Genomic DNA, 12,974 nt, shown 5'->3' on the forward strand with positions numbered 1-12,974 from the left:
CATTAAACGCTAAGTAAAGCGCATTTTTGTAAAATACACTTGCGCGCGCAAATCTAGAAAAATTCTAGCCCTTTGTAATGGTGTAACCTGTTTGCTGGTCGGCATTTCCGTCAAAAATGGAAAGCTTGAGCGAACTGCCCTTGAATGAGCGGATTATGGACAATTGACGACCCTCGAGGCTGATTTGGAGGGAGCCCCTCCTGAGGGCGGGTTCCTTGTTCCGGAGCCCTACAAGAGCCCTTAAATGGGCAAAAATGGGGTGTTTCTTGGCTTCGGGGAGGGCGTCCCACGGGAAGGTGCGGCGGTTGTCGGGGTCTTTGCCCCCTTTCATGAAGATTTCGTCCCCGTAATAGAGGCTGACTGCCCCCGGGAGGAAGAAGAGGAGGGCGAGGGCTAGCTTGACCCGGCTCACGCTGCTCTTGGGAAGGCTTGCAAGGCGGGTGACGTCATGGCTCCCCAGCAGGTTCATGGGCACGCCGAATTGATCCGCCGGGAACGCCTTTTGGAGCCGCTCCGCAAACTCTCCGATGGAGATGGGGTGCTCGTCAAAGAGGTAGGCGGTCACGGCCTTGCGGAACGGGTAGTTCATGACCCCGTCGAACTGGTCTCCCTGCAGCCAGCGGCCGGGCTCGTCCCAGATTTCGCCCACGATGTAGGCGTCCTTGTTGATTTTTTTGACGCGGCGGCGGAACTCTTGCCAAAAGCTGTCGTCGTTGATTTCGTTGGGGACGTCGAGTCGCCAACCGTCGATACCGCGGCGCATCCAGTACTCTGCCACGCTAAAGAGGAACGCCCTCACGTCGGGGTTACTTGTGTTGAACTTGGGGAGGGCGGGGAACCCCCACCAGCATTCGTAATTGGGTTTGCCCGAGTAGGCGTGGATGGGCCAGCTGTGAACGTGAAACCAGTCCACGTAGGGAGAATTCTCGCCCAGTTCCATGAGGCTGTTGAACTGGAAGAACCCGCGGGAGCAGTGGTTGAACACGCCGTCCAATATAATGCGGAGCCCCAGTTCGTGGGCCTTTTGGACCAGTTTGTCAAAATCCTCGAGCGTCCCCAACACGGGGTCGATTTCGAAGTAATCCACCGTGTGGTAGCGGTGGTTCGAATTGCTCTTGAAAATCGGGCATAGGTAAAGGGCATTTGCCCCGAGGTTCTTGATATATTTTAATTTATCTGTAATGCCCGCGAGATTCCCGCCGAACATGTTCTCGCGGGTGGGCTTGGTTTCCCACGGCACGAACTTGCCCACGGCATGGTAACGCTCCGAACGGCAGAACCGGTCGGGGAATATCTGGTAGAAGATGGCGTCTTTAACCCAGTCGGGGGCGTTCATATGTGATGTGTAGTGTGAGGTGAAAAAATGTTCATTACTCATTTCACATCCTACATTTCACATTGAACTAAATCTTCCACATAGGGCGGCGTTTGCGCACGTCGACCAGCTTGCGAATCTCAGAGGCGAGGCTCGCGTTGTCAAGGAGTTCCTCGACGGAGCAGGGCATGCGGTAACTCCAGTTGGCGCCCCCGACGGTGCCCGGGATGTTCACGCGTTCCTTGTCGGCGGGGACTTCGGACAAAGTCGACGACAGCGCGAAGTAGTCTTGGACGGGCAAGATGCAGAAAAGGCTGTTGCTGCTAAAGACATGCGCCAAAATATTGCGTACGGTAGGCGGGGTGAGCTCCTCGGGGGCTTGGCCCGACAGGTGCGCGTGACTCCAGTACAAGTTCTTGTCAAAGTCCGGTTCCTGCCACAGACCGCGGAGGGTCGAAGTGTCATGGCAGCTGGTGGTGCAAACCGAGAGACGCGGGTATTCGGCCATGTCGTAGTACGGGGAATACGGGGCGTCCCAGTTTCTTGCCCAGCGTTCAATGCGCAGCGAAAGGATGTTGAGACTCTTGAGGACCTTGGGCACGCAACGCGGCACGGCGCCGAGGTCTTCGGCACAGACCAGCATGTCGGTCTCCTTGGCGAGTACGGAGAGCAGCTTGGTGGCATTCTGTTCCCACAGGAGTTCCTGGGATTTCTCGTTCTGGTTGATGAGCTCGCGCAGTTTTTGCTGTTCATTCTCGGGGAGCGTAAAGAGCACCGGCTGGTTGTACCAATACCAGAACGGGTAGAAGGTGTTCTCGTCCCCGGCGGGGATGAAAACGCGGTTCCAGTAGACCTTGAGCAGTACGTCCTTGACGTTCTGCGGCTCGTCGAGGGTCGTGATAGACTTTTCGCTGTAGAATTCGGGCTTGAACACAAAACGGCTCTGCTCGTTCGGCAAATTCTCGAAGTAGAGGGAAATCAGCCTGTCGGTTTCTTCGCCGAGGAATTCGCGGAGCTGGTCTACAGAGTAGTTGGGGCGGCGCAGGTATTCGAGCGTCTCACGGCAAAAACCACCGTTGTTCAATACACTCCAGGTCAAGGGAATGCACGGGTTAAAACGCCCGAGAATGCCGGTGACTTCGGTTTGCGGGATGCTCCAGATGCGGAAGAATCCGAGCACGTGGTCAATGCGGTAGGCATGGTAGAACTTGCTCGCCTGGTGCAGGCGTTCTTTCCACCAGCTAAAGCCGTCGCGTTCCAGGTTGTCCCAGCGGTAGGTGGGGAATCCCCAGTTCTGCCCGCTGTAGCTGAACATGTCGGGAGGGGCGCCGGCGCGGTCTTCCATGGAGAAGTAGTTGCGGTTGGCCCAGGCGTCGGCACTGTCTTCGTTGATGAGGATGGGGATGTCGCCCTTGATGCGGACGTTCATCTTGGAGACTTCGGCGACGGCCGTCGTGAACTGCATCTCGGCGACGCCCTGGATCCAGGCTTGGAACAGGCAGTCCTTGAGGTACTTGTTCCAAAGTTTCTCGATGTCTTTTTCGGTCGGGTTCTGGTAGTGCTTCCAGTCCTTCCAGCTGGCTTCGTTGTTTTGCTCTTTTAAGGTGCAGTAGACGCAATAGGGCTTTGCCCAGGTGTTCTTGTCAATCCAGGCGGCCAGGGTCTTGTCTTTTTTGAGCTGGTCGTAGCGGTTGTCAAAGATCTTGCGGAGAATGAAGCGCTTCCAAGTCGAAATCTTGTAATAGTCGATTTTTTCGAGCGCGTCGAATTTTTCTTTGGCGTTTTCAATTTCGTCTTCGAATTCGCTGGAACCGACCACGGCCTGGATGTTGATGAACACCGGGTTCAGGGCGAAGGCGCTCCTTGCGCTGTAGGGGCTGGATTCGGAACCGGTGTCGTTGACTGGCAAAAGCTGGATAATATTGAAGTTGCAGAGCTCGCACCAGCGGGCAAAGGGGATGAGGTCGAGGAATTCGCCGATGCCGATGCTCGTTTTGCTGTGCAGACTAAAGAGGGGGACGGCTACGCCGCTTTGGAATGTTGAAATATCACCGTAACGCATGGCTTAAATATAATAAATGAACAATTAATAATGAATGATGGGTAATTTCGCACTACACATGAATCTCTCACACCTCACACCCTAAAATAATATATATTGCTTTTTATGAGTTGGGAATGCCGTTTTTTACAAGAGACGTATTGCAATAAACGTAAACAGGAGTGCAACCCCGGCGCCAAGGGCTGCGTCTTGGAGGGGCGTTTTTCATTCCCTCTGAAGGAAGACTATCCCCCCGCCAAAAAGAAGGCAAAATAAAAAAAGGAGGCGTGAGCCTCCCTTTTTGTTATAATAGTACCGCTGTCGCCGTTAAATGAGACGCAGGATTTCTTGCGTGGTCTGCTCGGCGAAGGTGTTGTCTTGCACAAAGCGGCGGACTTCCGTCGGGTTGATGCGGGCGTACTCGGAGAGCGCGCGGCCGATGCCGTTACGGATGTAGTAGTCGTCGTCCTTGGCGCAGGTCAGGCAGAACTGGCGGAGCAGCGGCCAGTCAGTGCGGTCCTTGTATTGAATCTGGAAAATGATGGCGCTGCGGCGCACCCAGATGTTGGGGTCGCGGATCCAAGCGGCAATCTTGCTGCGCAGGGCGGGGAGTCTCCAGGCGAGGTCGCCCAGGATGCAGGCGGCGAGCGTGTCGACGGTATCGCGCCAGGCGCGGGTCTTGATGAGCTTTTTTAAGAAATTGAGGTGCTGCCCACCGAGCATATCTTTGTGGCGGAACAGGTAATCGCAGGCGGCGTACTGTATTTCGCGGTAAGGTTGCGACCACATGTCCTCTACGCGGGCGACTAACTCGGCATCGTCCTTGGGCGGGTACTTGTCAAAGATGGGGTAGGTAACTTCGCGACGCGGCACGAGCCTTATTCCCAGGAAGTCAAACTGCTCACGAGCCTTCTTGGACATCTCGTGTGATTCTTCTTCATTGGAAATTGCGCGGAGTGCGAGCAGAATTTCTTGAGTAAACCTTAACATTATGTGAACAAAAATAGTCCAGAACACAAATAATTTCTAGGTCTTGACAAGCACTTTTTTAAAAAAAATTTCTAGTGGGGGCGATTTTTTTGCAAAAAAAGTGCAAAAAAAGACTTGACAAGCGTTTTTTTTTATAAAATCGGCGTGAAAATCAAAAAGACCTCCCCTTGGGGAGGTCTTTTAGAGGCAACGATCAGACTCGAACTGATGAATAAGGCTTTTGCAGAGCCGCCCCTTACCAACTTGGGTACGTCGCCATTTGTGGAGCACAATATAGGTAATGATGGTCGTTTTGCCAAGGGCAAGGTGGCAAAAAAGCTAAATTTGGGGCATGTTTGGCTCATTTAAGTTGAAATTGGCCGCTTTTCTGGGCACCCTTTGGATTAGAAGCCTCCGGGTGCGAACAACCGCCCCCAAGGACTACAGGTCGGGCGTTATCGGGGTCTGGCATCAGGATCTGCTGGCCTGCGCCGCCGCCTTTAAGGACAAAAACGTGCACGCCTTTGTTTCGGAGTCAAACGACGGCGAACTTTTTGCCCGCGTTACGGAGCGCTTGGGGTACCGTGTGACCCGCGGTTCCGATACGCACGGGGCGCTGAATGTGCGGTATTTGCTTAAAACATTGAGGGAGAACGGCTTTGTGGGAATGGCGCTCGACGGCCCCCGCGGTCCGGCACACGAAGTCAAGCCGGGATCGCTCTGGCTTGCCGAATCCGCCGGTTGTCCCCTGTGGCTTGTGCACGTGCGGTACGGCAGGCATTTTAGGCTTGGGGGATGGGATAATTTTATTGTTCCGCTGCCTCTGACAACAATTGAAGTTGAAATTAAGTATTATTTAGGAGCCAACGAACAAACCACAAGATAGGGAAATACAGCCGTGATAGCATTACCTCCAAAATTTGTCGCATTCGACTTGGAAACGACTGGTCTTATTAATCAAAAGGACGAGATCATTGAAATAGGTGCGGTGAAGTTCACCGTAGTTACAGACGAAAAGGGACGCGTGGTGCCCAAGAACCTGGGCGAGTTCAACACCCTGGTGAAGCCGAACATGCTGATTCCGGCCGAGGCCAGCAATGTGAACCACATTACCAACGACATGGTCGAGAACGCGCCTCCCATTGCCGATTGCCTAAGGAAATTCACGGCGTTCTGCGGCCAGGGGACCATCCTGCTTGCCCACAACGCGAATTTCGACGCGAGCTTTTTGAGGGTGGCCTACGCCAAGAACCCGCAGCTCGTGCCCGGGAACCCGGTGGTCGACAGCCTCGCCATCAGCAAGGCGATTTTGCCTGAGCTTCCCAACCACAAGCTCGGTTACATGGCGGAACAGTTCATGAGGCGCCGCGAGTTCGCCATGAAGATCGATCCCGAAAAAATGCACCGCGCCGTCTACGACTGCGAAATGCTCATGGAAGTGTTCGTGGCGCTCCTCCGCCGTAGGCTCAAGGAGAAGGACTGGGAGATGGGGAACATCATGGCCGCCATGGCGAAGTACAAGGGTGTCCCGCAGTTCATCAACAAGTAGCGAACGTCCCCGACCTGCACATTTAAAAACAACCCGTAGCTTTTGGCTGCGGGCTTTTTTTTTGATTGAGCCCCCAAAAAGGGGATTCTCATAAAACACAAAATACCGCCGGGGCGGAAGCCTAGCGGTTTTGCGTTAATTCCTTAGAGGAGAATTAGATGCCGAGTTCCTGAGCGACGGCTTGGATGCCGAGCTTGTTGATGGTGCGCAGACCAGCAGCACTAACGCGGAGGGTGACCCAGCGATCTTCTTCGGGGATGTAGAAACGCTTCTTCTGGAGGTTCGGAAGCTGCTTCATCAACTTCTTACGGTTAGAGTGGGAAACCATGTTGCCCACGAGGCCGGCCTTGCCGGTAACTTCACAAATGCGGCTCATAATAAACTCCGTTGTTTTTTACGGACACCAATTTTAACTAAAAAATGCCCGCTTGTCAAGGCTAAAGTTTAGTCTTGTAGGGATCCTGGCAGCTTAAATTTCGTGTTTTCGACCAATTTTACAAGATTTTCGACTTCTAGCCCTTTATTTTTTTCCTTCAGGAACTCTACGACGCCCTGGACCAGGACCTCGGGTGCGCTAGCCCCGCTCGAGAGTCCGACGGTATTGACTCCCTCGAACCAGGTCGGGTCCAGGTCGTGCACGTCGGCGATGAGGTGGCTCGGGATGCCCTGCTCGAGCCCGAGTTCCATGAGTCGGGAGGAGTTGGAGGAGTTCTTGGCGCCCACGACCAAAAGCATCTCCACGTGTTGGCAGAGCTCCAGGACGGCGGCCTGGCGGTTGCCCGTCGCGTAGCAGAGGTCCCCGGCGTCGGGACCGATGATGTTTGGGAAGCGTTTTTTGAGGGCTTCGATGATTTTGCGGGTTTCGGCCACCGATAGGGTGGTCTGCGTAATGTAGGCGAGTTCCTTGCTCTCGGGGACTTGGACGGTGTCGACGTCGGCTTCGTTCCCGATGAGGGAGATGGCGCCTTCGGGCAGCTGGCCCAGGGTGCCGACGACCTCGGCGTGACCGGCATGGCCAATCAGGATGATGTGGCGACCGGCGTCGTAGTGGCGTTTGGCACTAAAGTGAACCTTGAGCACCAGCGGGCAACTGGCGTCGAGCACCCGCAGGTGGCGAGCCTCGGCGTCAGAGTAGATTTGCTCGGCAACACCATGGGCCGAGAATATGACGACGGACCCTTCGGGGATTTCGCTTACTTCGTCTACAAAGATGACGCCCTTCGCCTTGAGGGTCTCGACCACGAACTTGTTGTGCACAATCTCGTGGCGCACGTAAATGGGGGTCCCGAATTTTTCGATGGCCTTCTCCACCACGTGGATGGCGCGGTCCACACCGGCGCAGAATCCGCGGGGGGTGGCAAGAACGAGTTTCTTCATGGCTGTTTTTGAACCTTACTTGTATAAATCGCCGAGGAACTCGACGAGCTGTTCGTACGAGTCCTGGATCTTGGTACGTTCGTTGGTGAGGTAGGTACTTACCACGCGGGCGTCGGGGATGTTCCTCTTGGCAAAGCCTGCGGTGGACTGCAACTGGGCGATGACGCCTGCGTTGACAAGGCTGGCCACGGCTTCTTTTTGACCGGTGGCGAAGGGGCCGACGCAGGTGGCGACACCGGCCTGCAAAGGTTCCCAAAAGTCGTGGACGCCGATGCCACGGCTAAATGACCCGCCGACGACTGCCGTTTTGGCGGTGGCGAGCACTTCCTTGGTCTGTCCGTACTTGCTCACGAGGGAAACCGCCCCCTTTTGCACGAGCGGCCATTCCACCACGGTGAGTTCCTGGTCGCTGAGCGCCTTGCGGAAGGCGTTGACCTCGGTGAGGCGTCTTGGGATGAGGACCACGGATTCCTGGCGCTTGATTGAGGAGACGACCATGCGGCAGAGGCTTGCCCATTCGGTCATGTGCATCGAAACGAAAACCGTGTCGACGGTCGGGTTCTCGGGCGCCTTGACGTCCTCGCCCTTGCGGACCCACGGAAGCAGCTTCCAGTCGCCGCCGATCATCATTTTGCCGATGTTCGATTTGGCGGCGACGTTCAAGAAGCGGGAGAGGTCTCCTCCTGTTTGCATACTGGCAAAGCCGACTCCCGAGAAGTCTATGCCCGGGAGGGAGGCGCGGTAGCGCCCGGAGACAATGGCGATGGAGGGCTTGGCCGAAATCCTGCGCATCGAGGAAAGGTAGCCAGGCCACAGTTCGTTTTCGCCGAGGATGAGACCCAGGGGCTTCACCTGCGAGATGAATTTTTTGAGGGCTATCGGGGAATCGGCCGGGGCGATTGCCGCTTCAATACCGGCATCCGATTCCTTGAGGAACTTGAGCACTTCCACCTTTTGGGTGGTGATGAGAATCTTGGGGCAGTTCTCCAAGTCCTCTTGCAGGAACTTGGAGAGGTTCAGGAGCATCTTGCATTCGCCGAGGCTTGCTCCGTGCAGCCAGAGGAACGGTCCCTCGGGCCACGGACCGTCAAAACGGTCGTTGATGTGGAAGCGGTTGTCTACGGCTGGAACCTTGGCGGCGACCTTGGCGGCGGTGCCAATGGCGAGTCGGGCGATGTCAAAAACGTTAAGCATGGCGATTCCTTCGGTCAATAAAATTTCACTAGTACCAATATCAAATTATAAAATATGAGCCACATCCAAGTAGAGGCGTCGGCGCAAAAGGCTTTTAAAAAGGAACGCTCCGGTTTTTGGACCGATTTGGGCTTGTTTCCCTTGGCCCAGCTTCTCCATTGGTCCCCAAACTTGTCTTCCAAAAATCGGTCTTCAATACGGGCGAGCGTAATTTCGAAAGCGACCACGGCGCAGGCGTATGCCATGGTGCATGGGGTCAAGCCCGCATGGAACAAGATGAAACCTAGGGCGACAATTGTGTTGGAAAGGTATAGAGGGTGCCTGGTGTAGGCGTACGGGCCACTGGTGACAAGGGTTTGCGCCTCGTGCCTGGAGCCCCGTGTGTGGTTCCCTATATATTGTCGGGTTCGAATCCGCAGTAGGGCTCCTGCCGACACAAAAAGGAGTGCCGCAATGCAAGCAGGCAGAGAGGGCGGGGTGGGCGGCAAGAGCAGGAGTGTTAGGGCCAACAGGCCAAGGATGTAGCCGCGAAAACGGTAGAGCGCCTTCGAAATGCCGTCGACCTTAGACACGTTCCATCTCCATCACGTTGAACCTTTCGATGAGGGAATCGCTCATCACGTCATGGCTTGCGATCATAACCCACTTGTCGAGAGCCTGGGCGCAGTCGAGGAAGGTGTTCAATAGCGGTTCGCGTTCGGCGAGGGCGACCGCGGCGAACGGCTCGTCCAGCAAAAGGACTGAAGACTTGCTGGCTAGCGCCCAGGTGAGGGCGACTTTGGCTCGCTCGCCTCCCGAGAGCCCTTCCTTGCCGAGCAGGCGTTGCGCCTTTGCAGTTTCAATGAATTTTTCGACTTGCTCGTTGCGGTTGCGCTCCAACTGGGCGAGGAGCAGCTCGCGTGGGGGCAGTTCCAGGTCCTGCGCCACAAAGAATATGCCTGCCTTGCGGGACTTGGCGAGGAGCTCCATGGATCCGGATTCCCATTCCTCGAGCCCGGCGATAAGGCGGAGAAGTGTCGATTTCCCGGTGCCGTTGCGCCCCCGCAAAAGAACGGGCTTGCCTTCGTTGAAACAAATGCTGAGGTCGGAGTAAACCTTGGTCTCGGCGCCGGAGTAACCGAAGGTCCCAGCCTTGATTTTGAGGTCCGAGCCCCCCGCGGCGAGGGCGGTGGTCGCCTGTGCGGCTTCCTTTTTGGGGAGTTCCCCGAACTTGAGCAGAATGCGGAACGCGCTCATGGCGGATCGGAGCTGCGGCATGACCCGTGTTCCCTCTTTGATGGGCTTGTAGCTCAAAAGGACCGCCGAGCAGAACAGGACCAGCCCTTCGTTGTCCATGAGGCCCTTGGAAATCAAGATGGCGCAGAAGGCGAGGACCAGGATCATCGCGAGAACGGAAATCGTCTCGGTCGCAAGCGAGAGGGCGTTCTTTTTGATGCTCGATTTACGGGCCCGGTTGGTGAGCTCCCCCAGGTTTCTTTGCAACTGTTCAGTAACCATGTTCCTCTCGAAGTTGCAACTCCACTTGCGGTAGAGCCTGCGCGCCAAATTCAGGTCTGTGCGGAACTTGGAACGCGTGTACAGGAGAGACTCCTCTTCGGGACCTAGGGCATGGAGCCTGCGTTGCATGAAGGCGACCAACGGGACGACGATGACGAACAGGAACAAGGTGAGCGGCCACGAAATGTATAGCAGCACCGGGAAGAATATGGCGAGCTGGAGGGTCGCCTGCAAGGCGAAGAAGAATACGCTCCCGTTGTTCTGCAACACCTGAGTCGATTCGTAGGCGGTCTCAACCAGGGCGTCTCCCTCGCTGTTGTGGAACAGGCGAGGAGAGAGATTGCGGAGCGTGCGCATAAACCAGATTGTAATCTGGGCGCTCGTATTGTACAAGAATGATTCGGAAGACTTCGTTTTCCAAAACAGGCAGAGGAATCTCAACAGGGTGAGGAGGACCATGAAAAGGATCCATTCCCATAGTTCAAACGGGCAATCGCCCGAGAGCAACTGCATGAAGGCACGAATTCCCCACAGCACGGCGGCATCGGCGAGGCTTGCCACAAGAGCCAAGGGCAAATAGCGCAAAATCCCGTGCAAAAGGGATTTTTTCAACCATTTTTTGAGATTCACAGGGAAAATTTAAAAAAAAACGTCGGGCCCCCTTTACAAAATTGCCCTATTAACTATATTTGGCCCTACATAAGACGCCCCTATCGTCTAGTGGCCTAGGACTCGGGATTTTCATTCCCGCAACAGCGGTTCAAACCCGCTTGGGGGTATAAAAGAACCATTCGAAAGAATGGTTCTTTTATTTTGTGGATGGCCTTGGCGCGAAGCGGCGAGGCCAAACCCCCAAAGTATAAAAAATCAACCATTCGGTTGAACCTCTTTTTTTAGGTTGGCCTTGGCGCGAAGCGGCGAGGCCCAACCCAAACAGGTACAAAAAGCTCTCGCTGAAAAGCGAGTTTTTTTTGTATACCCCCAAGGTTGGCCTCGTCCATGTCTCACGTTCTCTTATTTTAATTTGTACAAAAAGGCCCCGGACGGATGTCCGAGGCTTTTTAAGTTCGCTATTGCCGACACCCTTGCGGGCGCGGTAAACTTACTTGCTGAGCGTGCTGACCTGCACGTCCCAGCTCTGGTTGCCAAGGGCAATGCGGTAGGTGCTTGCGGCGCCGGCCTTCATGTTCTTGGTGTCCACGGCCGGAGCGGCGTTCGGGTCCTTCTTCGGCACGCCAATGTGGCGGTTGCCCTTGAGGAATTCGATACCCTTGTTGCCGGCCTTCGTCTGGAGGCAGCCCGTGATGAAGATGGTCTCGTCGGTAACCGGCAGGCCATTTTCTTCGAGGAGCTTCTTCGCAGCCGGGATGCCCGGTTCGAGGATTTCTTCGGCGCACTGGATGCCCGGATAGGCTTCCTTGAACGGCTTCATGTTGAACTGGTCGGCGGCAATCTTCACGAGCTCCGGATCCGGTTCGCACGGGGTCTTGCCCTGGTAACCGAGGAGCATCTTGCCGTAGCCTTCCGTCATCTTGAACCACGTACCGCGGCCTGCGGCCTGGTTCAGGGTGTTCATGTAGGCCTGCTGGAAGTAGAACTGGGAAACCGGCGTCACAGAAGAGGCAAAGCCACCGCGGCGCACGCATTCACTCATGTTCTCGATAACCTTCGGGAACAGGTGGAAGGTCTTGGTTTCGCGCATCATGAGGGTGTTGGCGGTAAGAGCGCCACCCGGCATGGGGCTGAAGATCACGTCGGTCGTAATCTGACGGGCTTCAGGCGGGAAGTTATAGTCCTTGAGGCATTCAACGGCGACGTTGTTCGCTTCCATGAGTTCCGGAATGTGATCGTCGACGATGCTGTCTTCACCGAGGGCGAGTTTGTATTCCGTACCCTTGAGGGCGTGGAACATGGAGAACAGGTCGGGCTGAGCTGTACCGCCGGAGAGCGGCTTGCGGCCGAGGTCAACACCATCGGCGCCACCTTCGATAGCGGCCTTGTACTGGGCCACACCGGTACCGCAGGTGTCATGGCTGTGGATGCGGAGTTCCACCTTGTCGCCGAGGAGCTTACGAGCGCGCTTGAAGGTCTCGTACACCTTGGTCGGGTTCGTCGTACCGGAAGCGTCCTTGAAGCACACGGAAGCGAACGGAACACCGGCGTCCAAAATGTTGCGGAGGATGCGTTCGTAGAATTCCGGGTTGTGGGCGGCGTTGAGGTCGCATCCCGGAGGCAGTTCCATCATGGTCACGACGACTTCGTGTTCCAGACCGGCGTCGGTGATGCACTTGCCGGAGTAGATCAGGTTGTTCACGTCGTTGAGGGCGTCAAAGTTACGGATGCGGGTCATGCCGTGCTTCTTGAACATGTCGGCATGGAGCTTGATCATGTCGCGCGGCTGCGGGGCGAGGGCCACCACGTTGATACCGCGGGCGAGGGTCTGCAGGCGGACGTTCGGGCCCACGACGCGACGGAATTCGTCCATCATGTCGAAGGCGTCTTCGCCGCAGTTCTGGTAAAGGGCCTGGAAACGGGCGCCACCACCAGCTTCAAAGTGGGTGATGCCGGCCTTGCAGGCAGCTTCGACGGCGGGCATGAAGTCCTTCGCGAAGACACGGGCACCGAAAATAGACTGGAAACCATCGCGGAACGAGGTATCCTGGAACTTGATCTTTTTCATAGTGTTTCCTTGTGGGATAAATCCCTTGTTTTACTGTACAATAAAATACGGGCGTAAATATAGGATTTTAGGTGGAAGACGGAAGACGGAAGGTGGCAGTTGGAGGGCTATGAAAGATGCAAAAAGACGTTTTTCAACGTCAAACTGCCTTTTTGCTCATCAAATGAATTCCATGTCAATAAGCCAGCGCCACATGCAGAACGCCGAGACCGCTAAAAGGAAAACGCACACGATGACGTACTGGACGGGGTGCTCCTTGAAACTATAGTCGGCGTTGCTGTACGAAAAATTGCCGCGAATGACGGCGCTCACGAACCACGAAAAAAAGAGGATAAAGAACAGCAGCGCCACA

12 protein-coding genes and 2 tRNA genes are annotated in these 12,974 nt (G+C 55.5%); 3 read left to right on the top strand and 11 right to left on the bottom strand.

Features of this window, described 5'->3' with window-relative positions:
- Positions 1-64: 64 nt before the first annotated feature.
- The 4 genes from BUB55_RS07100 to BUB55_RS07115 all read right to left on the bottom strand — a co-directional run bounded on the left by BUB55_RS07100 (position 65) and on the right by BUB55_RS07115 (position 4,603).
- Positions 65-1,378 carry a glycoside hydrolase family 13 protein gene (locus BUB55_RS07100; RefSeq protein ID WP_234971837.1) on the bottom strand — a complete coding sequence of 438 codons (1,314 nt, stop codon included), beginning with the start codon at positions 1,376-1,378 and terminating at the stop codon, positions 65-67.
- A 25-nt stretch (positions 1,379-1,403) separates the two neighbouring features.
- The gene (locus tag BUB55_RS07105) at positions 1,404-3,377 is read right to left on the bottom strand and encodes a 4-alpha-glucanotransferase (protein ID WP_073189494.1); all 1,974 of its coding nucleotides are present in this window, start codon (positions 3,375-3,377) and stop codon (positions 1,404-1,406) included.
- A 306-nt stretch (positions 3,378-3,683) separates the two neighbouring features.
- Complete coding sequence (locus BUB55_RS07110; protein ID WP_073189496.1) at positions 3,684-4,346, bottom strand: DNA alkylation repair protein; 663 nt, start codon at positions 4,344-4,346, stop codon at positions 3,684-3,686.
- A gap of 184 nt (positions 4,347-4,530) precedes the next feature.
- A tRNA-Cys gene (locus BUB55_RS07115) sits at positions 4,531-4,603 on the bottom strand.
- 74 nt (positions 4,604-4,677) lie between these two features.
- On the opposite strand from BUB55_RS07115, the gene BUB55_RS07120 reads away from it, so the two are divergent.
- Positions 4,678-5,211 (top strand): lysophospholipid acyltransferase family protein, encoded by a 534-nt coding sequence (locus BUB55_RS07120; RefSeq protein WP_234971838.1) that lies wholly within the window; start codon positions 4,678-4,680, stop codon positions 5,209-5,211.
- Between the two features lie 12 nt (positions 5,212-5,223).
- Complete coding sequence (locus tag BUB55_RS07125) at positions 5,224-5,874, top strand: 3'-5' exonuclease (RefSeq protein ID WP_073189497.1); 651 nt, start codon at positions 5,224-5,226, stop codon at positions 5,872-5,874.
- Between the two features lie 154 nt (positions 5,875-6,028).
- Here BUB55_RS07125 and rpmB read toward each other — a convergent pair whose 3' ends face one another.
- The 5 genes from rpmB to BUB55_RS07150 all read right to left on the bottom strand — a co-directional run bounded on the left by rpmB (position 6,029) and on the right by BUB55_RS07150 (position 10,572).
- Positions 6,029-6,250, bottom strand: coding sequence for a 50S ribosomal protein L28 (gene rpmB / locus BUB55_RS07130; RefSeq protein ID WP_014546602.1), 222 nt, complete (start codon positions 6,248-6,250; stop codon positions 6,029-6,031).
- A 68-nt stretch (positions 6,251-6,318) separates the two neighbouring features.
- Positions 6,319-7,251 (bottom strand): 4-hydroxy-3-methylbut-2-enyl diphosphate reductase, encoded by a 933-nt coding sequence (gene ispH / locus BUB55_RS07135; RefSeq protein ID WP_073189499.1) that lies wholly within the window; start codon positions 7,249-7,251, stop codon positions 6,319-6,321.
- 15 nt (positions 7,252-7,266) lie between these two features.
- On the bottom strand, positions 7,267-8,445 hold the full coding sequence (locus tag BUB55_RS07140) for a glycosyltransferase N-terminal domain-containing protein (RefSeq protein WP_073189558.1): 1,179 nt from the start codon (positions 8,443-8,445) through the stop codon (positions 7,267-7,269).
- 14 nt (positions 8,446-8,459) lie between these two features.
- Positions 8,460-9,017 (bottom strand): methyltransferase family protein, encoded by a 558-nt coding sequence (locus tag BUB55_RS07145; RefSeq protein WP_073189500.1) that lies wholly within the window; start codon positions 9,015-9,017, stop codon positions 8,460-8,462.
- Positions 9,010-10,572: an ATP-binding cassette domain-containing protein gene (locus tag BUB55_RS07150; RefSeq protein WP_234971840.1), complete on the bottom strand. Its 1,563-nt coding sequence runs from the start codon at positions 10,570-10,572 to the stop codon at positions 9,010-9,012. Before BUB55_RS07150 ends, BUB55_RS07145 begins: the two co-directional genes overlap by 8 nt.
- A 76-nt stretch (positions 10,573-10,648) precedes the next feature.
- On the opposite strand from BUB55_RS07150, the gene BUB55_RS07155 reads away from it, so the two are divergent.
- Positions 10,649-10,721, top strand: a tRNA-Glu gene (locus BUB55_RS07155).
- 323 nt (positions 10,722-11,044) lie between these two features.
- On the opposite strand, the gene BUB55_RS07160 is transcribed toward BUB55_RS07155, so the two are convergent.
- Together BUB55_RS07160 and BUB55_RS07165 are read right to left on the bottom strand one after the other, a co-directional pair.
- Positions 11,045-12,622, bottom strand: a complete 1,578-nt coding sequence (locus BUB55_RS07160; protein ID WP_073189502.1) for a biotin attachment protein — start codon at positions 12,620-12,622, stop codon at positions 11,045-11,047.
- A gap of 159 nt (positions 12,623-12,781) precedes the next feature.
- Positions 12,782-12,973: a hypothetical protein gene (locus BUB55_RS07165; RefSeq protein ID WP_073189503.1), complete on the bottom strand. Its 192-nt coding sequence runs from the start codon at positions 12,971-12,973 to the stop codon at positions 12,782-12,784.
- Position 12,974: the final 1 nt, after the last annotated feature.

This window comes from Fibrobacter sp. UWP2 (assembly GCF_900141705.1).
Classification (GTDB): Bacteria; Fibrobacterota; Fibrobacteria; order Fibrobacterales; family Fibrobacteraceae; genus Fibrobacter.

What these genes read in the sequence shown, in the direction of transcription:
- BUB55_RS07100 (WP_234971837.1), bottom strand. Translation starts at nt 1,378, where the DNA reads ATGAGTAATGAACATTTTTTCACCTCACACTACACATCACATATGAAC.
- BUB55_RS07105 (WP_073189494.1), bottom strand. Translation starts at nt 3,377, where the DNA reads ATGCGTTACGGTGATATTTCAACATTCCAAAGCGGCGTAGCCGTCCCC.
- BUB55_RS07110 (WP_073189496.1), bottom strand. Translation starts at nt 4,346, where the DNA reads ATGTTAAGGTTTACTCAAGAAATTCTGCTCGCACTCCGCGCAATTTCC.
- BUB55_RS07120 (WP_234971838.1), top strand. Translation starts at nt 4,678, where the DNA reads ATGTTTGGCTCATTTAAGTTGAAATTGGCCGCTTTTCTGGGCACCCTT.
- rpmB (WP_014546602.1), bottom strand. Translation starts at nt 6,250, where the DNA reads ATGAGCCGCATTTGTGAAGTTACCGGCAAGGCCGGCCTCGTGGGCAAC.
- ispH (WP_073189499.1), bottom strand. Translation starts at nt 7,251, where the DNA reads ATGAAGAAACTCGTTCTTGCCACCCCCCGCGGATTCTGCGCCGGTGTG.
- BUB55_RS07140 (WP_073189558.1), bottom strand. Translation starts at nt 8,445, where the DNA reads ATGCTTAACGTTTTTGACATCGCCCGACTCGCCATTGGCACCGCCGCC.
- BUB55_RS07160 (WP_073189502.1), bottom strand. Translation starts at nt 12,622, where the DNA reads ATGAAAAAGATCAAGTTCCAGGATACCTCGTTCCGCGATGGTTTCCAG.